This window comes from Alkaliphilus sp. B6464 (assembly GCF_018141165.1).
Classification (GTDB): domain Bacteria; phylum Bacillota; class Clostridia; order Peptostreptococcales; family Natronincolaceae; genus Alkaliphilus_B.
Map to the genome: position 1 here is coordinate 1,908,708 of NZ_CP058557.1, position 23,246 is coordinate 1,931,953.

Genomic DNA, 23,246 nt, shown 5'->3' on the forward strand with positions numbered 1-23,246 from the left:
AATAATAATGTCTAAGATCACTGGATGGACAGGTAAGATGTTGAGGGTAAACTTAACTACAGGTAGTATTGCTGTTGAAGATACTATGAAATATAAGGACTTTATTGGAGGAGCAGGTATTGGTTATAAGGTTATATTTGATGAAGTTCCTCAAGGTACAAAAGCTTTTGATGAAGCAAACAAAATAGTAATTGGTGTTGGACCTTTTACAGGTACAGGTGTGCCTTGTAGTGGAAGAACAAATATTACTTCTCTTGCACCTACTAACCCTTACAATGCTATTACTGATAGTCATATGGGTGGAAACTTTGGAGCATTCTTAAAGTTTGCAGGATGGGATGCTATCATTGTTGAGGGAGCTTCAAAAACTCCAGTATGGTTACGTATTGAAGATGATAAAGTGTCTATAGAAGATGCTTCTAATCTATGGGGAAAAGGAGTAATAGATACAACTCATGAGCTAAACAATGTTATGGGGAAAGAAGCCTGTATTGCCTCCATTGGACAAGCGGGTGAAAATTTAGTTCACTTATCTTCTATAGTAAATAGTGTTAACCACTCTGCTGGTGGACATGGTGGAGTATTTGGTTCTAAAAAACTAAAAGCTATAGGTGTTAGAGGAACTCAAGCAGTTCATATTGCTGAAGGTAAAGGACAAGAATGGTTAAAACTTAATGAATATATGTTGAAGGACATAATAGGTGCAAACAATCAACACGTTGTACCTAGCACACCACAGCCATGGGCGGAGTATCATGATAAAGGAAGCCGCTGGACTGCACAAACTGCTTTATTCTGGGGAGCGGCAGAGCCGAAGGTAGAAACAGGAGAATGTCCTGCTGGAGATAAGAATAAGGTTGGTCTTCGTACACAGAAGGCAATATTTGACTTAGGCCCTGTAGCTGAAGCAAGAACAATTAAAATGGGTGGATGCCACTCCTGTCCAATACGTTGTCAATCTAATTTAAAGGTTCCAGAACTTGAAAAGTATGGTTTATCAGGATATGCTACTAGTACTTGTATAGGATTTATTAATCCAGGTACAGTTATGGTTAATGGATTTTCTGATGGTGAAAAACAAGGAGAAGTAGCTCTAATCGCTAAAAGCTTAGGATCAAGACTTGCTGATGATTATGGTATTTGGAGTAACTATGGTCAGCTTGGTAGAGATTTTAAATATAGCTATCAATCCGGAAAATTAAAAGAAGTACTTCCAAAAGAAGAATACGACAGCATACCATGGGATTTAGTAGAATCAGGAGATCCTGGATTTTTAGTAGAGTTTTATAGAAGAATAGCTTTAAAAGAAGGAGAATTTAGTAAATTAGGTCTTGGACCTTATTGGTTAGATAAAGAATGGAACTTAGGAAAAGAATACTGGACTGGATATGGAAACAATGTTTGGTCGAAAATGGCATTTCCTAAGCATCATAGTAATGAGGCTGGTGCACAAGTAGGAGTACTTGTTAATGTAATGTTTAATAGAGATGCTAACTCTCATACTCATATGAATATGATAGGCGCAGGACTTCCTATAGAAATATTAAAAGAAGTTGCTGGCGAAGTATGGGGTTCCCCAGATGCACTAGATGCTCCAAATGATTATACTCCAATGAATGAGTATAAAGCAAAGTTTGCGAAATGGTCACTAGATAGAAACTTCCTGCATGACTCTATTACATTATGTAACTGGGTGTGGCCAATGACGGTTTCTCCTTCTAAATCAAGAAACTACAGAGGAGATACAGCATTAGAAGCTAAATTCTTTAGTTTAGCAACAGGCATAGAAACTTCTGAAAAAGAATTAGATTTAGCTGCTGAAAGAATCGCTACTATGCATAGAGCTGCAACTATTAAGGAAATGGAAACTATCGATATGCGTAATGAGCATGATATTATACCAGAATGGGTATTTATAGATTCAAAAAATCCTGATGCTAAGCCTTTCACCCCAGGAACAGTTATGCTTGATAGAGAAGATATGCAATTGGCTCTAACTATGTTATATAAAGAATATGGCTGGGATGAAAAAACTGGAGCACCTACAAGAGCTACATTAGAGAGATTAAACCTGAAAGATGTAGCAGACGAGCTAGAAAAACTTAATCTGCTTCCAAAATAAACAAATTTTATACAAAGATTAATAAAAAATAGAAGAGTTTACTCTTCTATTTTTTTGTTGTTAATTTTTACCTTGATATCAAAACAAGTAAATAATCATAGAAAAAAACAATAGTAGTTTCACAACACATAGATAATTATAATTGGTAGCTATTTACTCATAATGATAAAATTTAGTTGGAAGTTGCTAAATTTAAATCAAGATATAGGGGGATGTAAAATGAGACCAGAAATTATGGAAGAAGTAGAAGCTCTAAGAGGAGTTAATTCTGTAAAAATTAAAGAAGCACACGAGGCAGGTAAAAAAGTAGTAGGAATGTACTGTGTATTTTCACCTCAAGAAATCGCATTAGCCGCAGATGCAATTTCAGTTACATTATGTGGAACAGCTCAAGCACCTATAGAAGATGCGGAGAAAGAGTTACCAAGAAACCTATGTCCACTTATTAAGTCTAGTTATGGTTTCGCGATTACTGATAAATGCCCTTATTTCTATTTTTCAGATGTATTATTAGCAGAAACAACATGTGATGGTAAAAAGAAAATGTACGAGCTAATGGGTAAAATAAAACCTATGCATATAATGAACCTACCACAAACTGCTGAGGGTAATGATGCTCTAGAAATGTGGAAAAATGAAATGATTAAATTTAAAAGCTTCTTAGAAGAAAAATTTGGTGTAGAAATTACAGATGAAAAGTTAAAAGATGCTATTAAATTAATGAATAGAGAAAGAAGTGCAATGAGAAGATTACATAAACTTAATGCGCATAAGCCTGCTCCGCTAACAGGTGTAGATATGATGTTAGCACAATGGTTAAAAGGTTTTAATGTAGATAAAGAAGCAGGTATAGAGCTTATCGAAAGGTTAATTTCTGAAGTTGAAGAGAGAATGGAAAATGGTATTTACGCCTTCGATGAAAATGCTCCACGTATTTTATTAACAGGATGCCCTATAGGAAGTGGATCAGAAAAGGTATTAAAGGTTTTAGAGGAATCTGGTGCAAGTGTAGTCGCTCTGGAAAATTGTACAGGATATAAAGGATTAGACGTATTAGTAGATGAAAGTAAAGATCCGATTACTGCTCTTGCAGAAAAATATTTATCTACACCATGTTCTTGTATGACAAATAACAATGGTAGATTAGACCTTATTAAAAGATTAGCAGAAGAATATGAAATAGACGGTGTAGTTGATCTTACATGGCAGGCCTGTCACACATACAACATAGAATCCTTTACTGTTCGTAACTTTGTTAAAGACGAGCTAAATCTTCCATTTATTCAAATAGAAACTGACTACTCCGATTCTGATGTAGGACAAATTAAAGTTAGGGTAGAAGCGTTCTTAGAAACTATTGGATCTACAGTTACTGCTTAAAACTAGAATTATATACTGTAAGGAAGTGATTTGGTGATCAGTATTGGAATTGATGTAGGTTCAGTAGCAGCAAAGGCAGCAGCCTATGATGGTGAAAAGATTATTGCGACAGCACTTCTACCTACAGGATGGAGCCCTAGGGAATCTGGAGAACAACTACTTAAGGAAATAATGGGCGATCTCAATATTACTAGAGATGATATCAGTACAATAGTAGGTACTGGATATGGTAGGGTGTCACTTTCTTTTATAGATAAAAAGGTTACAGAAATCACCTGCCACGGAAGAGGGGCTCACTATATAGATCCTAATATTAGGACTGTTATAGATATTGGGGGACAGGATAGTAAGCTTATTAAGCTAAATGATAAAGGTACTGTTATAGACTTTCTAATGAATGATAAGTGTGCAGCTGGTACAGGTAGATTTTTGCAAGTAATGGCAAATGCCCTAGAGGTAGGTGTAGGAGATCTTTCAGAGCTAGCATCTGGTACAGAACCGGCCAATATAAATAGCATGTGTACAGTTTTTGCAGAATCTGAGGTTGTAAGTCTAATGGCAGAAGGCGCTTCTAAAGAAGCAATTGCTTCAGGACTCTTGCATTCTGTATGTAATAAAACCTACTCTTTAGCAAGTAGAATGGGAGTGGAAGACAAGGTGTTTTTCTCTGGAGGAGTTTCTAAAAATAAAAAACTTGGGCAACTTCTTAGCAATAAGCTTGGAGCTGAAATTATTTCATCCAATGAGTCTCAATTTTTAGGAGCTATTGGAGCGGCGATTATCGGATATAAATAGATTAAGCTTAAACAACTATGTAAATCCTATCCTGTTATAAAGAATAGGATTTACATAGTTATTTTCAAATTATTAACTATAGTTAATAATTTTTATAATAAATAGTGATTGCACAGCCATTAGTATAGATGTTATAATAAATCCATGCCTAATACCAAGTAAACAGATATGAATTACGGGGAATTAAAATTGGTGCAAATTTACTTATTAAGGGGGATTTTTAATGCAAATTAAAAGATTTTTAATACTTATGATGGTAGCAGTTATGGTATTTTTAACAGCATGCGGTGGTAATAAAACACAAGTTGATCAGCCAAATACAAAAGAAGCTGTTGTTAATGAAATAAAGGATGGTGGAACAATTATATTTGCTATTGGCTCCGATCCAAATGTACTAAATCCACTTTATGCTGGTGACAGGGTAACAATGACAATTAATAATGCTTTGTTTGCACCTCTATATGTAATTGATGAAGAGGGAACACATTTTTTCTTAGCAGAGAGCATCACTCCTTCGGAAGACTATTTAACTTATACACTTAAATTAAAAGAGGGAATAAAGTGGCATGATGGTGAAAAAATTACAGCAGATGATATTGTATTTACAATAGAATCATTACTTGACCCAGCTCAAAACAGTCATTTAAGAGATTCATTTATTATTGATGGAAAGCCTGTTGAGGTAGTTAAGATAGATGAAATCACTGTAGAATTTAAACTTCCACAAATATCTATGCCTTTTATTAGTAATGTATCAAAAATATTGCCTATTCCAAAACATGTATTTGAAGGAGAAATTGACTTAGCTAAGAGTGATAAAAATGCATCACCAATTGGGTCCGGTCCCTTCAAATTTAAAGATTCTAAGAGTGGAGAAAAAGTTGAACTAGTAAGATTCGATGAATATTTTGATGGTAAAGCCCATTTAGATTCTGTAGTTTATAGAGTAATATCTGATCCAAACGCAGCAAATATCGCTCTGCAAAATGGAGAACTAAGTGCTAGATATATTGATCCAAAAGATGCAGCTAAATTTGAAGCAGACCCTAATCTAAATGTAGTAACATACAACGAAGGTATGTTAAATAATATGGTATTTAACTTAAATAGTGATACTTTGAAAAATAAAGATGTAAGAAAAGCTATAGCCTATGCTATAAATAAAGAAGAGGTTATAGTCGGTGCATATGAATCTACAGATTATGCAGAAGAAGCTTACTCTGTTTTTGTACCAAATACGATCTACTATACAGATAAAGTTGAAGAATATAACTTTGATGAAAATAAAGCAAAAGAGCTTTTAGCTAATGCAGGTGCAGAAAACCTAAAACTTAAATTAGCTTATATTAACTCTAATAAAGCACAAGAAAATCAAGGTTTAATTATGCAGCATCAATTTAAAAATGTAGGAATAGAGCTGGAGCTAATTGCTATGGAAAGAGGAGCTTTTTATCAAAAATTACTGGATCCCAAAAATAAGGATTTTGACTTAGCATATAATGGTTATGTAATGGGAAGTGAGCCAGATGGATACAAAGGTCTATTCACAGTTGGAAGTATGAATAACTTTATGAACTATGAAAACCTAGCAATGGATGAATTATGGAATAAGGCAGTTATAGAAAAAGACGAAGTTAGAAGAGGAGAAATCTATACTAACATACAGGAAGAAGTTATTGAAGATATGGTAGTGTATCCAATTGCATATCCAAAATCAATAGTTGCTATTAATGCAGCATTTGGCGGCATTGAAGAGGCTAAGCCAGTTCCAATTTTTATGTTTAGAGACTTATCCAAGCTGTATATGAAATAAATAAAAACAATATGAAGGTAAACCTGAATCTGGGTTTACTTTCATGTCTATGTTAGGAGATGTAAACAGTGGGAAAATTAACTATTAAACGATTAATTCAAGCTATACCTATGCTTATAGTTATTTCCATAGTGTCTTTTTCGCTTATTAAGTTGGCTCCAGGAGATCCAGTGCAATCTTTTATTACACCTGCTATGAGTGATAATGATATATTACGTATAAGACAAAATTTAGGACTAGATAGACCAGTGTATATTCAATATATACAGTGGTTAAAAAACGTAATTACAGGGAATTTAGGCTATTCATTAATTAATCATAGACCAGTTTTAAATCAAATATTAGAAAGAATTCCAGCAACCTTAGGATTAATGGGATCATCATTACTTTTATCAATATTAGTTGGTATTCCCCTAGGACTTATTTCAGCAGCTAATAAAAATAAATGGATTGATAATATATCCGCCATTTTTTCTTATGTTGGAATTTCTATACCAAGCTTTTGGTTTGCAATGATTTTAATTTATACTTTTTCACTAAAGTTAAATCTTCTTCCAAGTATAGGTATGCGGACGGTTGGAATAGATACTACTTGGGATCTTATAAAACACGGAATTATGCCTACTATAGTTCTTAGTCTACAAAATATTGCAGTTATTACTAGATATATTAGATCTAGTACTATTAGTCAATTAAAGGAAGATTATGTTATGGTAGAATATGCTTCAGGAGCAAGCAAGGCAGAGGTTCTTTACAAGTATGTATTAAAAAATTCTATTTTACCTGTTATTACGATTGTAGGGATGTCATTACCTTCACTTGTTTCTGGTGCGTTTATTACAGAGACGGTTTTTGGCTGGCCAGGAATGGGTCAACTAGGCATTAATTCTATATTTAGTTTTGATTATCCAGTTATTATGGCAATTACTATGTTTTCATCTTTATTATTAATTATAGGTAATTTACTATCGGATATTTTATACGGAATTGCTGATCCGAGAATTAAGGAGTTGAGATGATCAGATGAATAATAGATCGCTAGCAAATTTAAAATATCAATTAAAAGAAAATAAATTGGGAATAGTTGCAATCGCAATAATTGCAATATTAGCTATATCATCAATTTTTGCTTTTTTATCTCCATACGATCCTAATGCTATTAATATAACCAATCGGTTGGGGAGTCCAAGATTACAAAATATATTTGGAACTGATGATATGGGAAGAGACTATCTTACAAGGGCATTGTACGGAGGCCGAGTTTCTTTAACTGTAGGTTTTTCATCTATGATTATTTCTACTGCTATCGGCACTATTGTAGGCACTATAAGTGGATATTTTGGTGGTAAAGTTGATAATTTAATAATGAGAACTATTGATATTTTAATGTGTATACCGACATTTTTCTTAATTTTAATATTAAATGCATATTTAAAGCCTGGTATTCAAAATATTATCATTATTATAGGTGTTTTTAGTTGGATGGGCATAGCACGAATAGTTAGGGCAGAGACATTGACTGTAAAGGAAAGAGAATATGTTTTATATGCTAAGGTTTCTGGAGAAAAGCCGAAAAAAATTATATTAAAGCATATTATTCCTAATATTTTTTCAACAGTTATTGTAGCATCTACAATTAACATAGCTACCGCAATATTAACTGAGTCTTCTTTAAGCTTTTTAGGTTTGGGAGTACAACAACCCAACTCATCTTGGGGCAGCATGCTTAAAAATGCACAAGGTTATATAGGAGAGGCTCCGCATTTAGCTATTTTCCCTGGTATGCTGATTCTTTTAACAGTGCTGAGCTTTAACGTTTTAGGAGATATATTTAGGGTTGCCTTTGAGCCTAAGGTAAATAATGATTAGGAAAGGAGGCTATAAAAGTGACAGAGCGTTTATTGGAATTAAATAACTTAAAAGTTTCTTTTTTTACTAATAATGGTGAAGTACAGGCTGTTCGAGGAACTTCTTTCTATTTGAATAATGGAGAAGTGCTAGGTGTTGTTGGAGAATCGGGAAGTGGCAAAAGTGTAACTTCCATGGCTATATTAAGGTTGCTAAAGCCAACTGGAAGAATTGTAGGTGGGGAAATTAACTATAAAGGACAAGATTTAATGGATATATCAGAGAAAGAAATGATGAAAATAAGAGGTAATGAAATTGCCATGATTTTTCAAGACGCTATGACCTCATTAAATCCTGTGTTTACTATTGGCTATCAAATATCAGAAGTTATAAGAAGGCATCAAAGAGTAAATAAAAAGGTGGCCCGTAAAAAGACTATTGAGATGCTTAGACTAGTGGGTATTCCATCTCCAGAGGAAAGATATAATAATTATCCTCATGAGTTTAGTGGTGGTATGCGACAAAGAGCTATGATTGCCATGGCATTGTGCTGTGAGCCAGATTTATTGATTGCTGATGAACCTACTACTGCCCTTGATGTAACTATACAAGCACAAATTCTTGAGCTTATGAAAGAATTAAAGGATACAATTAATACTTCTATTATTTTAATTACCCATGACTTAGGTGTGGTAGCCGATGTTTGTTCTAGGGTAATTGTAATGTACGGTGGTTTGGTTATGGAAGAAGGAACTGTAGATGAAATCTTCTATAATCCTCAGCATCCATATACAAAAGGTTTACTTGAGTCTTTGCCTAAAATGGAAGATGGGCAGAAACAAAAGTTGATACCTATAGAAGGTAGTCCACCAGACCTTTCAAAGCCTCCTATGGGTTGTCCCTTTGCCGAGCGTTGTCCTTATGCAAAGGATATTTGCAGAGAAAAACAGCCTTCATACTATGAAGTAGAAGCAGGACATAAGGCTATGTGTTGGCTTTTGAGTAAGGATAATTAAGAATAAGTAAGGATATCTGCAAGGTTGTGAAAGGATGAAGATATCATGGATAAAGTTAGAAAAAATATAGTATTAGAAAAAAACATACTAATTGAAGTAAAAAATCTAAAAAAGTATTTTCCAGTTAGAAAAGATATTTCTTTAGGCAAAGTACAATATATAAAAGCTGTAGATGATATTAGTTTTCATATAAATGAAGGAGAAACTTTAGGATTAGTAGGAGAATCTGGTTGCGGTAAGTCTACATTAGGAAGAACTATCATAAGGCTTTATGATAGCACTGAAGGAGATGTATTCTATAAAGGACAAAATATTAGTAGAATGAAAGAAAAAGATATTAAGCCTTATAGAAGAAAAATGCAGGTTGTTTTTCAGGATCCCTATGCATCCTTAAATCCTAGAATGACTGTAGATGAATTAATTAAAGAACCTCTATCTATACACAACATAGGTAGTGAAGAGGAAAGGTCAGATAGGGTATATGAATTATTAGAAAAGGTGGGATTAAACCCTTCTTATTTTAATAGATATGCCCATGAGTTTAGTGGTGGACAAAGACAACGGATTGGTATAGCAAGGGCTCTTGCCATTAATCCAGAGTTTATTCTTTGCGATGAGCCTATTTCTGCCTTAGACGTTTCAATTCAGGCACAGGTTGTCAATATGTTAGAGGAACTACAAAATGAAATGGGGCTTACTTATTTATTTATAGCCCACGACCTTTCCATGGTACGACATATTTCCCATCGTATAGGAGTAATGTATTTAGGTAAACTGGTAGAACTTGCAGATAGTAATGAACTTTATAATAGGCCAGCCCATCCATATACACAGGCATTACTATCATCTATACCTGTACCGGACCCGAGACTGGCAAAAAGCAAAATAAAAACTATATTAGAAGGGGATGTACCAAGTCCGCTAAATCCTCCCTCTGGTTGTAAGTTTAGAACAAGATGTAAGTATGCAACTGCTAAATGTGCTGAAATAGAACCACAAATGAAAGATATTGGTGGTGGACATATGGCAGCTTGCCATTTGTTTGACTAAGGGTGTTAAATAATTAGGTAATAATAGTGTTTATTACCTAAAATTAATTAGATATAAAATTGACAAAGTATAGTTTTTGTTCTATTATAAATATGAACTTAACAAATCTCCGAGTTGTGGTTTTATAATGTTGTTATCTGCGAAACTTCAAACTGGACCAAAGGGTCCACAGGGGGTATTTGGCAACACTTATGCCTTCACCATATGTTGCAAAGGAGATATGAACAGACTTATACTTGTACGTAAGTCCTAGTATTGCATTTGCAATCTAGGGCTTTTTGTGTTTTAAAATTATATATTCTTCTGTAATGATAATTGGTAGAAAGGAGGGTAAAGTATTGTTACTAAACTTTTTTATAGAAAAATTGACGGAAGAGCATTATCCAGGGATACAGCTAAAAAAGTGTATTAATTTCCATGGCATGCCAAATGGTTGTAGTAAATGTAAGGATTTATGTCCTGAAAGAGCTATTACATTTAAATCAGGAAAAATTATGTTTGATGAGAACATGTGTAACAGATGTGGCATTTGTAAAGCTGTTTGTCCTACTCAGGCAATTACAGTTAAAGGATTAGGTGAAGAAAATATTTTACGCACAATAAAAGATAAGGATAATATTATATTTTCTTGTTCTAAAAAGAATGGAGTAGGAACATTAAAACTAAGTTGTTTAAATGGTTTCCATAGCGAACTATTAGCTGCTTTGTTTATATTATTTAAGGATAAAAAGTTTTATTTTAATTTAAGTAGGTGTAACGATTGTCAAATAAGTAACAATTCTTGTGTATTCCAATCATCATTAAATATTGCTGTTGATTTTGTAAAATTACTTGAAATAAATCCTCAGTATGAAATTATTAATAATGAAGAAGACCTTTGCGATTTATCAAATGAAAATATTTCACGTAGGGAACTTTTTTCATTATTAAAAAAAGAGTCTAGCTATCTTGCTGCACAAACTGCAGATACAATCATTGGTAGTAAAGATAATCAAGTATCAATACGAAGGATTTTATTAAAATCTATAGAAGAAATAGAAGGTTCACATGAAAAAGCAGAATACGATAACCTACCTTTCTTTGGTTTTTGGAATGTAAATAATAATTGTGATGGCTGTGGATTTTGTCAGTCTATTTGTTTAGGGGGAGCTTGGAAAGTAGAAAAGAAAGAAGAAAAAGTTAGGGTATTCCATAATAGCGGAAAATGCTATAATTGTGGCATATGCGCCAACTTATGTTCAAAAAAGGCAATAATAAAGGGAACTTTTTCAGTAGATGCCTTGAAATCATACACTATAAAGTATGAGAAAAACTTAATTGTATGTTCAATATGTAAGAAAAAATTTGTGCCTTCTAGTGAAGATAAAAAATACTGTACAATTTGTGAAAAAAAGGAGGCACTTAGAGCTACAATCAGCAAGATATAATATATAGGCAGAATTTTAACTTGATTTATGAAGCATAAAAAATAATTATATATTTTAGTATATAATTTATTTAAAAAATTTTATAGCTCTGGTATAATATAATTAAGTTAATAATTTTTTAACAAAGAATCCTTCTTATTTAAATTTCGAAATATACGAAAAGGTGGGATTAATATGTTTGGTAAAATAGGTACAGGTGAGTTGGTTTTAATATTGGCTATTGCTTTAATAGTAGTAGGACCTGGAAAACTTCCTGAGTTGGGAAAAGCTTTAGGGAAATCTATTAGTGAATTTAAAAAATTTTCTAATGAAATAAAAGAAGATATATCTTTAGAAGATAAAAAAGCTAAGTAGGTATATAATAGAAGCTAAAAAGATCATAATAACATGGAATCGTTAATATTTGTCTATTAGCGATTGGATAGAGGTGGAAAAATGCAGGTTGTGAAGACAGAAGAAGCTGTAGGAATGGTGCTTGGACATGATATTACGGAGATTGTTCCAGGAAAGTTTAAGGGAGTAGCTTTTAAAAAGGGTCATGTCATTCAAGAAGAAGATATTGAAAGACTATTAAGAATTGGTAAAGAGCATATATATATATTTGAATTAAAGGAAGATGAGCTTCACGAAGATGAAGCAGCTATTGCTTTAGGTAAGCTAATTTGTGGTGAAGGAGTCTTATTTACTGATCCTAAAGAAGGAAAGATAAATATTATAGCAAAGCAAAAAGGTTTGTTGAAAATAAATAGAGATTTATTAGATGATGTAAATGATTTAGGAGATATATGCTTAGCTACAATTCATGGTAATAGACTAATAGATGAAGATGAGCTTATTGGAGGATGTAGAGTCATCCCTCTTATAATAAAGAGTGAAAAAATAGAGTCAGTTAAAAGTATTTTACAAGAAAAAGGCCCTATTTTTAAAGTTAAACCTTTTAAGCCTCTAAATGCTGCTTTAATTGTTACTGGTAGTGAGGTTTATAAAGGAAGAATCGAAGATAAATTTGGACCAGTAATAGAAAAAAAATTGAAGAAATTTGATACGGAAATTTTTTATAAAACAATAGTACCAGACGAGTTGGATCAGATTAAAGAGGCAGTTATACAATGTAAAGATATGGGCGCAGAGCTTATTGTAGTTACTGGAGGCATGTCAGTAGATCCAGATGATAAAACTCCCGGCGCAATTAAGGCAACAGGAGCTAGTATTGTTTCCTATGGCACACCTGTATTGCCTGGGGCAATGCTTTTATATGCTTATTTAGAAGGTATTCCAATATTTGGGCTCCCAGGATGTGTTATGTTTTCTGATACTACAGCTTTTGATATTTTATTACCAAGAGTAATAGCAGGAGAAAAAATTGTAAGACGTGATATTACGAGAATGGGTTATGGTGGACAATGTCTGAAATGTGAAATTTGTACTTTCCCAAATTGTCATTTTGGTAAATATTAAGGAGGAGATAATATGTTTGGTAGATTAGGTACAGGTGAATTAATTTTAATATTAGGGATTGCTTTAGTGGTAGTTGGACCTGGAAAGCTTCCTGAACTAGGTAAGTCCTTAGGTAAGTCTATTAGCGAATTTAAAAAGTTTTCTAAAGAAGTAAAACAAGATATATCTTTAGAAGATAAAGAATCTAAGTAGAGGGTAAATATTAGGAGGCCAAGCAATGACGGATGACGCACGCTTAACATTAGTGGAACATCTAGGAGAATTAAGAAAAAGATTAATTATTTCCAGCATAGTAATTATTTTAGGTTCACTGTTATGTTACAATTATATAGATATAATTATTCAGTTAATTGTAAGACCGGCTGAAGGATTGGAGTTTATTTATCTAAGTCCTCCAGAACTTTTTATTGCTTATGTTAAAGTTTCTTTAGTTTTAGGTTTGTTTGTAGCTTCACCCGTAGTATTGTTTCAAATATGGATGTTTATAAAGCCAGGGCTGAAGGTAAAAGAGAGAAAATATGTACTTTTTGCAATGTTTATGGGCATTATTTTTCTTTTAATTGGTATATCATTTGCTTATTTTATAATTATTCCTATGACAATTAAGTTTTTTATTAAGATGTCTGTGGATCAAATTGCACCATTATTTTCTTTCGCTAACTATATTAGCTTTATTAGCTCCTTACTTTTATCATTTGGCTTAGTATTTGAACTACCATTAATTATTATTTTGCTGACCCAATTAGGTTTAGTTGCTCCAAATACTTTTAAGAAATATAGAAAAATGGTTATTCTAGGAATATTTATAGTTGCAGCAATACTAACACCACCAGATGTTGTTTCTCAAACTATGATGGCAATTCCTATGTTATTTTTATATGAGTTTAGTATTATAGTTTCAACTATAATATATCGAAAAAAGAAGGAAGAAAAGCAATCTAAAATAAATGACGAGTCATAATATAAAAGTCTGCCTAAGGCAGGCTTTTATATTTTAAAACCCGCGTTTTTTAGCTATACTATCTAAGTTTATACAAAGGACATAAAAATATTTTAAATATATAAGAAAAAGGATATAATCTATATTAAGAGGAAAAAAGATAGCACTGAATAGTGAATTTTGGGGGTATATTATGAAAACTAAAATGCTGAAGATACTTATATTTTTAATTATTACTGTAGTAGTATTGGTAGGTTGTGCTGGAAAGCCAGATACAATTGGAATTATAGAAGGAACAGATGAGAAAGAAGATTTACTAAAAGTATATACTAGCTTTTATCCCTATTATGATTTTGCTAAAAATATAGGGGGAGATAATATTCAGCTCGATACAATAGTACCTACAGGTACAGAACCTCACAGCTTTGAGCCTTCTCCTAAAACCATTGCAGAGCTGGAGAAGGCAGATGTTTTTATTTATAATGGTCTTCATATGGAGCCTTGGGTAGATAGAGTACTTAATTTATTAGAGGGGAAAGATATTTATATAGTTGACGCTAGTAAAGCAGTGGAACTAATTAATTATGATACAAAGCATAATGATGATCACGATCATGAAGATAAGCAGGAACATAACCACGACCATGGAGAATATGATCCTCATATTTGGGTAGATCCTGTTAATGCAATACATATTTCTAAAATGATTAAAGAAGCTTTTGTAGATGTAGACCCTAATAATAAAAATATTTATGAAGAAAACTTTAATAATTTTAAAGGTGAATTAGATAAGTTAGATGAGTCATTTAGAGTAGGACTAAAGGATGCTACTGAAAGAAAAATAATTGTATCTCATTCTGCTTTTGGATATTTAGCTAGGAGATATAATATAGAAGAAATCTCAGTGGCTGGCATTTCTCCACATGCGGAGCCAAGTCCTAAACGACTTGCACAGTTGACTAAAATTGCAAATGAGAATAAAATTAACTATATATTTTTTGAAGCTTTGGCAAATGTTAAAACCGCAGAGGTTTTAGCTAAAGAAGCTAACTTAGAAGTTTTGACGTTGTACAACGTAGAAGGATTGACATATGAACAAAGTAAAAATGGAGAAGACTATATTTCTCTTATGTATAAAAATTTAGAGACATTAAAGAAAGCTTTGGTGAAGTAGATGGATAAGGTTTTAGAAGTAAAAAAAATATATTTTGGCTACGATGAAAAATATATATTAGAAAATATAAATTTAAATATTTATAAAGGTGATTTTTTAGGAATTGTAGGGCCAAATGGCTCTGCTAAAAGCACATTACTTAAAATTATGCTAGGAATCTTGAAACCACAAAAAGGTAGTGTTAGCTTATTGGACTTACCTATTGAAAAATTTAATCAATGGGGTAAAATAGGCTATATATCTCAAAGGGTAAGGGATTTTAACTCTGCATTCCCTGCAACGGTTGAAGAAGTCGTAGGGGCTAACTTATACACTCAAATGGGTTTTCTAAAGTTTTTTAATGCAAAGCATAAAGAAAAGATAAAAGAGGTATTAGAGGTAGTTAATATGTCTAATTATCAGAAACATCTAATTGGTAATTTATCAGGGGGTCAACAACAAAGAGTTTTTATAGCTCGTACCCTTATTAGTAATCCTGAAATTATTTTTATGGATGAGCCCTTAATTGGAGTAGATGTACAGTCCCAGGAACAGTTTTACGGGCTGATGGAAAAGTTAAACAAAGAATTAGGAATTACTTTAATTATGGTATCTCACGATATAGGTGTAATTACTAACCGGGCCAATAGAGTAGCATGTGTTGGCAATAAACAGGTGTTTGTACATTCTTCACAGGACTTTAATGAGCAGGAATACATTAAAGAGGTTTATGGAGAAAACTCAAGTCTATTAAATCATAGACATTAATAAAGGGGAATAGTTATGTTAGAAATGTTGACTTACAGTTTTATGCAAAGGGCGTTTTTAGCTGGTATTATGGTTGCAGTTATTTGCCCCGCAATAGGTATTTTTCTTGTTTTAAGAAGAATGTCAATGATAGGTGATACATTATCTCATGTAGCCTTGGCAGGGGTTGCTGGAGGTATGCTAGGGGGTATTTATCCTGTGTACTCCGCCCTAGGTTTTTCAGTCTTAGCTGCTTTAGCTATCGAAAAACTTAGAAAAGAATACGAACAATATGCAGAACTATCTATTGCAATTATGCTTTCAGCGGGTATAGGATTAGCTACTATATTTATTAGTTTGGGGAATTCTAATTCTGCTATTTTTAGTTATCTATTTGGAAGTATAGGTTTAGTATCAAATCATGATATTTTGGTTATTTTTATTTTAGGATTTTTTATACTTTTATCTATAATAGTTTTCTATAGATCATTATTTTATATGGCCTTTGATGAGGAGGCTGCAAGGTTAGCTGGAGTGCCGATAAAATGGATTAACCTTTATTTTACTGTCTTGGTTGCAATGACAATTGCAGTATCTATGAGGATTGTTGGAGTGCTTTTAGTATCATCTCTCATGGTTATACCTGTAGCTACTAGTTTGCAAATTTCTAAGAGCTTTAGACAGACTTTTATGTACTCTATATTGTTTGGTGTGATATCTATATTAATAGGACTTTCTGTATCATTTTATGGTGATTTAGCTCCAGGGGGAACTATTGTAATGTCATCGGTATTATTATTATTTATCATACTTATTGCTAAAAATACTAAAAAAAGAATAAGACTCTAGAAAAAATAATATATTATATAAAAATAGCCAAAAATAAAACTCCATAATTATGGAGTTTTATTTGTATATAATATATTAGTGCTTGTTAGAAGATTTTTGTTGAACAACATCTTGTCTACAAGCAACTCTTTCTTTTAATGTTGAAAAAGAGTTACAGTGATCCATATCTGATGTGATTTCCCAATGAAGAACATAAGTAAGAGCGACCCTTATAACAACAATACCTGCAATTGTAAAAATATGCTTTAAGTCTTTAGCGAATAAAGTTGATAAAATTTCTCCGCCCAATAAAAATGTAAGTCCAAGAGATAGGGCTCTTGCAAGTTCAATCTTGATAACGTCATCGCTAAGGTCAAATCCTCTTGCTGCATATCTAATAAAGCACTTTAATGAAGTAAAGGTAATTATAAATACACCAAGGATTTCTAATAAATAGATGATATTAGGTACTACTAGTTCAATAAAATGGTGTAACATGTAAAATTCCTCCTATATTGTAGTAAAATTAACAAAATAATTGCCCAACATCTATTATCCTACTCTATACTCATTTTGTCAATATCATTTCAGCGGATTATATACAAAGGTTAATAATTCACATACTTAATAGGTATATGTACATTAAACACGCGTAATTATATACTTTCATAATGATGTATTTTTGATATAATAGATAATGGTTATCAATATAAATGATATGTGTTATTTATATAGGGGGTAAACATTGTAGGAGGAGGAAACTAGTGTGGAGAGAGCAGACATTGATATATTAAAAAATGCACCTGTATTTAGAGATTTAGGTGACAAGGACCTCGAGCAAATTAGTAGTGTGACTATAGAGAAAAATTTACGTAAAGGTACAATTATTTTTATGGAAGGTGATAGGGGAGAAGCCTTTTACTTTATCAAGTCTGGAAAGGTAAAGGTATATAAAACAACTCCAGACGGAAGAGAACTGATATTTGCTATTCTTTCAGATGGTGATGTATTTGCTGAGGTTGCACTGTTTAACGATATTGCGTATCCAGCTGGGGCGGAGGTTTTAGAAGATTCATGTATAGGAATGATACGTAATGAAGATCTTGAAAACCTTATTAAGAAAAATGCAGATATAGCACTTCACATTATAAAGGTATTTAGTAAAAAACTGTATAGTTCTCAACAAAAGGTAAAAGAATTAGCTTTAGGTGATACCTATGCAAGAACTGCTCAGACAATTATTAAGCTAGCTCAAAATAACGGTAAGCAGACACCTAAAGGTATAGAGCTACAATTGAACCTTTCGAGACAAGATTTAGCTAACTTAATAGGAACTGCAAGAGAAACTGTTAGCAGAGCTCTAAGCCAGTTTAAAAAGGAAGGATCTATAGATATTGATAGAAAGAAAATAGTTATTAAAGATATGAAAAAATTAAAAGCTTGGACACAATAGCTATCAAATAGAAAATAATAATCTATTAAATAAGCTTAGATGATGTTTAAATTTACATCTTCTAAGCTTATTTTCTATTCCAAGGACATCAAAATTGGTGCTGCATTGGGATCAATCCTTAAAATATCACCTATAAGCATTCCTCTAGTAATTTTCATAAAATCCTCCTATTATTTTATATTTGCTTAGTTAGAAACTAGTAAGTATGTTTATAATTTATTTTATTATATATTTAAATTTCAGATTACAATATGAGTAAAGAGATAGAGTCAAACCGCTTTTCATTGTATATTCCATGAAAATTTAGGAAAACTAAGGTATATAAAAATAAAGCTAATATATTTTGTAAAGGAGGATATAAATTGATATATAAAAATATAAAAGATTATATAGGATACTTAGATAAAGAGAAGAAGTTTTTTAATAATGTAAATGAGATAAATCAATATAACATTGGATCTATTGCAGAAGTTATCCAGTATTATAACATTAAAGAATATAACGATCCTATATATAGTAAAAGTGAAATTAGAAGGGGGATTAAAAGATATTTCTCATGTTAATTAGCTGAGGAAATTGCATAATTCAAAGTCTGAAATTAAAACAACTATATATTGTATGTTGATCGCTTTAAATATACAGTATATATAAAATTTTTTATAAAAAGTTAAATATGCAATTTCCTCAGCTAAGAAAAATTTTGTCATATATCAATAATACTCTAATATAAATTTATAATTATATAATTAAAATATAGGAGGGATTTAAATGTCGAAAGAAGTTATAGTTTTTACAAGTAGCACATGCTCACATTGTCATACGGCCAAAGAATATTTTTCAGATAAGGGTATTCAATTTATAGAAAGAAATATTCAAACCGATACATCAGCTAGAAAAGAATTGATGCAAAGAGGAATTATGGCAGTGCCTGTAATTCAAATTGGAGAAGAAGTAATAGTTGGATTTGATAAAGAGAGAATAGAGGAATTATTAGCAAAATAATAGAGGAAATCAAAAGGAGATGTGAATATTCACATCTCCTTTTGATAGTATAAGAAACTATACTTTTGTGCTGACAATATAGGACCTTTATATTTTATATTTTTTAAGTTGATTTTTAAAATTATTAATTAATGTTTCAAACAGACCTATACTGTCGGATAAGTCACTAACTTTTTCGGTATATTGAGTTACGTTGGCACTCATTTCCTCAGAAGCAGCAGAATTTTCTTCAGCAATAGACGCTAGAGAGTGAATATTTTCAATTACAGCATTTAGTCTATCAGTTTCTGATGATAGTTCATCTATCAATCTTACTATAACACTGGATGCATCCAAAATCTTATTAGTGGAAACTTGATTATTAATAGTTACCTTTTCTAATGTTTCGTTACTTGTTTCTAGTTGGTCATATTGGGATTGTATTTTATATACTAAGCTTTCAATTTGCTTTATAAAGAAAATTAAATTGTTATTTATCTCTCCTACCGCATTTTTGGAATGCTCAGCTAACTTTCGTATTTCCTCTGCAACTACGGTAAAACCTCTACCAGCTTCACCAGCTCGTGCTGCTTCTATAGCTGCATTAAGAGCTAAAAGATTTGTTTGATCTGCAATAGCTTCGACAGTAGAGCTTATTTCCATAATCTTACTAGCCTGTGATGAAATCTCTCTACCTTGATGATTGACATCAGAAAAATTATCTTTTACATCATTGATTAATTCGGTAGCCTGTTTAATTTCATGGAATGATTTTTGCAACCCTAGACTGGCTTCTTCTAATTGATTTTTACTTTCAGTTTCTTCGGCTACAATATTAGATAGTCTAGTAACGTATTCATCTAACTGATACACAGACTCTCCTGTCTCCTCCGCCTGATGAGTCGCACCTAGAGCCACCTCATGAACAATAGATGATATGGAATCTGAAAAAATTCTCATAGTTTGCGCAATTTCTGTAAACTGTTCTACAAACTTTGTCAAATCATCTGTACCGCCTTTAAGAAAAAGAAAATCCTTTTTTAAAACTTCTTTTGTTTCGTTCAGTTCATTAACTATGGTTTCTATAGTATCTTTTGTTTTTAGTGTAGTTTTACTTGCAAAATCATAATCCTTAAGTTTTGTAATTTCTTGGTTTACAATATTAATGGGTTTTGTAACTATAAAAGCCACAACGTAAGTAGATACGAGTGTAATTAAGGATATTAATATATTTGAAATCCAATTCGTACTATTACTTAAAAATATTAAAGATAAGAAAGTAATAATACTTGGAACTATACTAACTTTTAAAGGAATATTCTTAAAAATACCAAAACCAAATAGTTTTGAAGAAAAAACATTAACTATAGTATCTGGAGATTTTTCTACTTTAATATGTACTCTCATCTTTTTGCGGCCATCTTCATGGGTTCCAGTTTCTAAAATAGAGAACTCTAATTTTTCATTAAAAAATGATGAGCTTCCTTCTAAAAGACCTAAGAAATAGTCAAAAAGACCACGTTTAGAAATATAAGTAATTTCTAGCTCGTTCTCACTAACATCTTTAGCAATTAATCTTGGTGGAGTAGCTCCCTTTATTAATTTTGTTAACTGGCTATGTACATCGTCCATCATCATTAAGAAACCTTTAAGGCTTCGTCTTTCAAAATAGGATGGGAACCATTTGTGGAATGAACTTATGTTTTGTTTTCCTACTTTACGCCAAATTTCATTAGTAGGTATATTAGTTAGTTTAGAAACTTGATTAAAAACTTCAAATATCTCTTCATCAGCTATATCTTCTAATGGCGTTATAATTTTGGTTTTATCCCAATTAGTAAATTGTAGTGCTGTATCCACAGTATTATCATCAAATATATCTCTTAGACTGGTTAACCATGTGGATACAATTGTTCCCTTCATAAAAAAGCCCCCTTACATTATTTTTAACTCTATATCAAAGTATATAATATTTTATATACAATATTATACATTTAATTACTTTATTATATCATAAAATCCAATATTTACGAATCAGATTTTATAAATGAGGGTTTAAGTTATATTGAGTTTTAGAATTATTATATATTGCATAAATAGAGAAATTTAATGTACTATAAATATAGTATAAGATAATGTTTACGAGGATTTTATTTTGAAATAATATATATGAGGGAAAAAAAGCATTTAAAATATGGTAGAATATTCAAAAATATGATACAATACAATGGACTATGAAATGTAACCTATCATTAATGGAGGTGTGTTTAATGAAAACAGATGTACAAATTGCGCAGGAAGCAAAAATGCTACCTATTATCGACATCGCTGATGGATTGGGAATTAATGAAGATGAGTTAGAGTTTTATGGAAAGTACAAGGCAAAGGTTTCGCTGGATATTTTGGACAGATTAAAGGATAAACCTGATGGGAAGTTAATACTAGTAACTGCTATAAACCCAACTCCAGCAGGAGAAGGAAAGACTACTACAAATGTCGGCTTAAGCATGGGACTAAATAAAATAGGAAAGAAAACTATTACAGCACTTAGAGAGCCTTCATTAGGACCAAACTTTGGTGTAAAGGGCGGAGCGGCAGGCGGAGGATATGCACAAGTAGTTCCTATGGAAGATATTAATCTTCACTTTACAGGAGATATTCACGCAATGACAACAGCTCATAATCTTTTAGCTGCTTTATTAGATAACCATCTGCACCAAGGGAATCAATTAAACATTGATTCGAGAAGAATAGTGTGGAGAAGGGTATTAGATATGAATGACCGTGCCCTTAGAAACATTGTAGTTGGGCTTGGAAGCAGAGCGGATGGAGTACCTAGACAAGATGGGTTTGATATTACTGTTGCTTCAGAAATTATGGCTATTCTTTGTTTAGCAACTAGCTTAGAGGACTTAAAGGAAAGAATAGGTAAGATAGTTGTAGCATACAACTTCGATAATCAACCAGTAACTGTAAATGATTTAAATGCAACAGGTGCATTATCACTGTTACTTAAGGATGCAATTAAACCTAATCTAGTACAAACTTTGGAAAATACACCTGCATTTATTCATGGAGGTCCATTTGCTAATATCGCTCATGGCTGCAACAGTGTTTTAGCTACTAAACTAAGCTTAAAACTTGCTGATTATGTAGTAACTGAGGCTGGTTTTGGAGCCGACTTAGGTGCAGAAAAGTTCTTTGATATTAAATGTAGATTTGCAGATTTAAAACCAGATTGTGCTGTTATTGTTGCTACTGTTAGAGCTCTTAAAAATCACGGTGGTGTTCCAAAGGCTGAATTAAATCAAGAAAACTTACAGGCTCTTGAAGTAGGCTATGGCAACTTAGAAAAGCATATTGAAAACGTTCATAAGTTTGGTGTGCCAGTTGTTGTTGCTATTAACAAGTTTCCAACAGATACAGAAGCAGAAATTGATTTCCTACGTAAGCATTGTGCTGCTATGGGGGCTGAAGTAGTTCTTTCGGATGTATGGGCAAACGGTGGAGATGGTGGAGTTGAAATGGCTAAGAAGGTAGTGGAAATTACTGAAACTCAAACATCAAATTTTAAACCTATTTATGATGTTAATTCCAGCATTTCTGAAAAGATCAACACAATTGCAAAAGAAGTTTACGGTGCAGATGGAGTTGACTTTACTAAGAGTGCCCAAACTCAAATAAAGAGATACGAAGATCTAGGATTAGATAAAATGCCTATTTGTATGGCGAAAACTCAATATTCCTTATCTGACGATCCATCGCTAATTGGTAAACCTTCAGGATTTAGAATTACAGTAAAAGAAATTAGATTATCAGCTGGTGCAGGATTCTTAGTAGCGTTAACAGGTGACATTATGACAATGCCAGGACTGCCTAAGGTTCCAGCAGCAAACCATATGGATATTCTTGAAAGCGGAGAGATAGTAGGGCTATTCTAATACAAAAATATAATAGTATTACATATAACAAGAAAGTCTGGAGTTATCCAGACTTTCTTGTTATTATATAATCATTATATTAATTATAAATGGAGGTGTTAAAATTGTCGTTCCTATATTCGGTTATGAGTTTAATATTAATTGCAATTGCATTGGGAATACCAGTAGTTATTACAATATTATTGTTAAGACGTTTTAGCAAAGAACCAAGTAGCCATGAAGATTATTTATTAGAGAAAATAAGGGAACTAGAAGGTCGTATCAAAGCTTTAGAAGATGAAATGTTTTAATAGA

23 protein-coding genes and 1 riboswitch are annotated in these 23,246 nt (G+C 32.2%); of the genes, 21 read left to right on the forward strand and 2 right to left on the reverse strand.

What is annotated here, in order from left to right; all coding sequences use genetic code 11:
- Window positions 1–7: 7 nt before the first annotated feature.
- The 16 genes from HYG84_RS09220 (at window position 8) to HYG84_RS09295 (ending at window position 16,598) form a co-directional block, all read left to right on the forward strand.
- Window positions 8–2,122 (forward strand): aldehyde ferredoxin oxidoreductase, encoded by a 2,115-nt coding sequence (locus HYG84_RS09220; RefSeq protein WP_212376117.1) that lies wholly within the window; start codon window positions 8–10, stop codon window positions 2,120–2,122.
- A 219-nt stretch (window positions 2,123–2,341) separates the two neighbouring features.
- Window positions 2,342–3,502, forward strand: coding sequence for a double-cubane-cluster-containing anaerobic reductase (locus tag HYG84_RS09225; protein WP_212376120.1), 1,161 nt, complete (start codon window positions 2,342–2,344; stop codon window positions 3,500–3,502).
- A 33-nt stretch (window positions 3,503–3,535) separates the two neighbouring features.
- Entirely contained in the window at window positions 3,536–4,297 is a 762-nt protein-coding gene (locus HYG84_RS09230; RefSeq protein ID WP_212376122.1) for an acyl-CoA dehydratase activase, read from the forward strand.
- A gap of 223 nt (window positions 4,298–4,520) precedes the next feature.
- Window positions 4,521–6,110 (forward strand): ABC transporter substrate-binding protein, encoded by a 1,590-nt coding sequence (locus HYG84_RS09235; RefSeq protein WP_212376125.1) that lies wholly within the window; start codon window positions 4,521–4,523, stop codon window positions 6,108–6,110.
- A 68-nt stretch (window positions 6,111–6,178) separates the two neighbouring features.
- Entirely contained in the window at window positions 6,179–7,129 is a 951-nt protein-coding gene (locus HYG84_RS09240) for an ABC transporter permease (protein WP_330655425.1), read from the forward strand.
- A gap of 4 nt (window positions 7,130–7,133) precedes the next feature.
- Window positions 7,134–7,979, forward strand: a complete 846-nt coding sequence (locus HYG84_RS09245; protein WP_212376128.1) for an ABC transporter permease — start codon at window positions 7,134–7,136, stop codon at window positions 7,977–7,979.
- 17 nt (window positions 7,980–7,996) lie between these two features.
- A complete protein-coding gene (locus HYG84_RS09250; RefSeq protein ID WP_212376130.1) occupies window positions 7,997–8,974 on the forward strand; it encodes an ABC transporter ATP-binding protein in 978 nt (325 codons plus the stop codon).
- Between the two features lie 45 nt (window positions 8,975–9,019).
- Window positions 9,020–10,024: an ABC transporter ATP-binding protein gene (locus HYG84_RS09255; RefSeq protein WP_212376133.1), complete on the forward strand. Its 1,005-nt coding sequence runs from the start codon at window positions 9,020–9,022 to the stop codon at window positions 10,022–10,024.
- Window positions 10,025–10,119: 95 nt separating this feature from the next.
- Window positions 10,120–10,258, forward strand: a riboswitch (molybdenum cofactor riboswitch).
- Window positions 10,259–10,362: 104 nt separating this feature from the next.
- Window positions 10,363–11,451 carry a 4Fe-4S dicluster domain-containing protein gene (locus HYG84_RS09260; RefSeq protein ID WP_212376136.1) on the forward strand — a complete coding sequence of 363 codons (1,089 nt, stop codon included), beginning with the start codon at window positions 10,363–10,365 and terminating at the stop codon, window positions 11,449–11,451.
- A 174-nt stretch (window positions 11,452–11,625) separates the two neighbouring features.
- Window positions 11,626–11,805, forward strand: a complete 180-nt coding sequence (locus HYG84_RS09265) for a twin-arginine translocase TatA/TatE family subunit (RefSeq protein ID WP_212376139.1) — start codon at window positions 11,626–11,628, stop codon at window positions 11,803–11,805.
- Window positions 11,806–11,886: 81 nt separating this feature from the next.
- On the forward strand, window positions 11,887–12,909 hold the full coding sequence (locus HYG84_RS09270; protein ID WP_212376142.1) for a molybdopterin-binding protein: 1,023 nt from the start codon (window positions 11,887–11,889) through the stop codon (window positions 12,907–12,909).
- Window positions 12,910–12,921: 12 nt separating this feature from the next.
- Window positions 12,922–13,101: a twin-arginine translocase TatA/TatE family subunit gene (locus tag HYG84_RS09275; RefSeq protein ID WP_212376144.1), complete on the forward strand. Its 180-nt coding sequence runs from the start codon at window positions 12,922–12,924 to the stop codon at window positions 13,099–13,101.
- Window positions 13,102–13,126: 25 nt separating this feature from the next.
- Window positions 13,127–13,870 (forward strand): twin-arginine translocase subunit TatC, encoded by a 744-nt coding sequence (tatC, locus tag HYG84_RS09280; RefSeq protein WP_212376147.1) that lies wholly within the window; start codon window positions 13,127–13,129, stop codon window positions 13,868–13,870.
- A 172-nt stretch (window positions 13,871–14,042) separates the two neighbouring features.
- Complete coding sequence (locus HYG84_RS09285) at window positions 14,043–15,023, forward strand: metal ABC transporter substrate-binding protein (RefSeq protein WP_212376150.1); 981 nt, start codon at window positions 14,043–14,045, stop codon at window positions 15,021–15,023.
- Window positions 15,024–15,770: a metal ABC transporter ATP-binding protein gene (locus HYG84_RS09290; RefSeq protein ID WP_212376153.1), complete on the forward strand. Its 747-nt coding sequence runs from the start codon at window positions 15,024–15,026 to the stop codon at window positions 15,768–15,770. It begins immediately after the preceding gene.
- A gap of 15 nt (window positions 15,771–15,785) precedes the next feature.
- The gene (locus HYG84_RS09295; protein ID WP_212376156.1) at window positions 15,786–16,598 is read left to right on the forward strand and encodes a metal ABC transporter permease; all 813 of its coding nucleotides are present in this window, start codon (window positions 15,786–15,788) and stop codon (window positions 16,596–16,598) included.
- A 75-nt stretch (window positions 16,599–16,673) separates the two neighbouring features.
- Here the strand turns inward: HYG84_RS09295 and HYG84_RS09300 are convergent, their stop codons facing one another.
- Window positions 16,674–17,075 (reverse strand): DUF1622 domain-containing protein, encoded by a 402-nt coding sequence (locus HYG84_RS09300; RefSeq protein ID WP_212376158.1) that lies wholly within the window; start codon window positions 17,073–17,075, stop codon window positions 16,674–16,676.
- 268 nt (window positions 17,076–17,343) lie between these two features.
- Between HYG84_RS09300 and HYG84_RS09305 the strand changes: the two genes are divergently transcribed.
- The 3 genes from HYG84_RS09305 (at window position 17,344) to HYG84_RS09315 (ending at window position 19,032) form a co-directional block, all read left to right on the forward strand.
- Complete coding sequence (locus HYG84_RS09305; RefSeq protein WP_212376161.1) at window positions 17,344–18,030, forward strand: Crp/Fnr family transcriptional regulator; 687 nt, start codon at window positions 17,344–17,346, stop codon at window positions 18,028–18,030.
- Between the two features lie 362 nt (window positions 18,031–18,392).
- Window positions 18,393–18,593: a hypothetical protein gene (locus HYG84_RS09310; RefSeq protein WP_212376164.1), complete on the forward strand. Its 201-nt coding sequence runs from the start codon at window positions 18,393–18,395 to the stop codon at window positions 18,591–18,593.
- 205 nt (window positions 18,594–18,798) lie between these two features.
- Complete coding sequence (locus HYG84_RS09315) at window positions 18,799–19,032, forward strand: glutaredoxin family protein (protein ID WP_212376167.1); 234 nt, start codon at window positions 18,799–18,801, stop codon at window positions 19,030–19,032.
- A gap of 87 nt (window positions 19,033–19,119) precedes the next feature.
- Here HYG84_RS09315 and HYG84_RS09320 read toward each other — a convergent pair whose 3' ends face one another.
- Window positions 19,120–20,934 carry a heme NO-binding domain-containing protein gene (locus HYG84_RS09320; protein ID WP_212376170.1) on the reverse strand — a complete coding sequence of 605 codons (1,815 nt, stop codon included), beginning with the start codon at window positions 20,932–20,934 and terminating at the stop codon, window positions 19,120–19,122.
- Window positions 20,935–21,281: 347 nt separating this feature from the next.
- Here HYG84_RS09320 and HYG84_RS09325 point away from each other — a divergent pair, with 347 nt between their 5' ends.
- Complete coding sequence (locus tag HYG84_RS09325) at window positions 21,282–22,952, forward strand: formate--tetrahydrofolate ligase (protein WP_212376173.1); 1,671 nt, start codon at window positions 21,282–21,284, stop codon at window positions 22,950–22,952.
- Between the two features lie 125 nt (window positions 22,953–23,077).
- Complete coding sequence (locus tag HYG84_RS09330; protein ID WP_212376176.1) at window positions 23,078–23,242, forward strand: hypothetical protein; 165 nt, start codon at window positions 23,078–23,080, stop codon at window positions 23,240–23,242.
- The last annotated feature ends 4 nt before the right edge of the window (window positions 23,243–23,246 follow it).

Coding starts and splice junctions, on each gene's coding strand:
- HYG84_RS09270 (WP_212376142.1), top strand. CDS start 11,887: ATGCAGGTTGTGAAGACAGAAGAAGCTGTAGGAATGGTGCTTGGACAT.
- HYG84_RS09285 (WP_212376150.1), top strand. CDS start 14,043: ATGAAAACTAAAATGCTGAAGATACTTATATTTTTAATTATTACTGTA.
- HYG84_RS09220 (WP_212376117.1), top strand. CDS start 8: ATGTCTAAGATCACTGGATGGACAGGTAAGATGTTGAGGGTAAACTTA.
- HYG84_RS09255 (WP_212376133.1), top strand. CDS start 9,020: ATGGATAAAGTTAGAAAAAATATAGTATTAGAAAAAAACATACTAATT.
- HYG84_RS09225 (WP_212376120.1), top strand. CDS start 2,342: ATGAGACCAGAAATTATGGAAGAAGTAGAAGCTCTAAGAGGAGTTAAT.
- HYG84_RS09235 (WP_212376125.1), top strand. CDS start 4,521: ATGCAAATTAAAAGATTTTTAATACTTATGATGGTAGCAGTTATGGTA.
- HYG84_RS09295 (WP_212376156.1), top strand. CDS start 15,786: ATGTTAGAAATGTTGACTTACAGTTTTATGCAAAGGGCGTTTTTAGCT.
- HYG84_RS09325 (WP_212376173.1), top strand. CDS start 21,282: ATGAAAACAGATGTACAAATTGCGCAGGAAGCAAAAATGCTACCTATT.
- HYG84_RS09320 (WP_212376170.1), bottom strand. CDS start 20,934: ATGAAGGGAACAATTGTATCCACATGGTTAACCAGTCTAAGAGATATA.
- HYG84_RS09330 (WP_212376176.1), top strand. CDS start 23,078: ATGAGTTTAATATTAATTGCAATTGCATTGGGAATACCAGTAGTTATT.
- HYG84_RS09245 (WP_212376128.1), top strand. CDS start 7,134: ATGAATAATAGATCGCTAGCAAATTTAAAATATCAATTAAAAGAAAAT.
- HYG84_RS09275 (WP_212376144.1), top strand. CDS start 12,922: ATGTTTGGTAGATTAGGTACAGGTGAATTAATTTTAATATTAGGGATT.
- HYG84_RS09300 (WP_212376158.1), bottom strand. CDS start 17,075: ATGTTACACCATTTTATTGAACTAGTAGTACCTAATATCATCTATTTA.
- HYG84_RS09265 (WP_212376139.1), top strand. CDS start 11,626: ATGTTTGGTAAAATAGGTACAGGTGAGTTGGTTTTAATATTGGCTATT.
- HYG84_RS09315 (WP_212376167.1), top strand. CDS start 18,799: ATGTCGAAAGAAGTTATAGTTTTTACAAGTAGCACATGCTCACATTGT.
- HYG84_RS09290 (WP_212376153.1), top strand. CDS start 15,024: ATGGATAAGGTTTTAGAAGTAAAAAAAATATATTTTGGCTACGATGAA.
- tatC (WP_212376147.1), top strand. CDS start 13,127: ATGACGGATGACGCACGCTTAACATTAGTGGAACATCTAGGAGAATTA.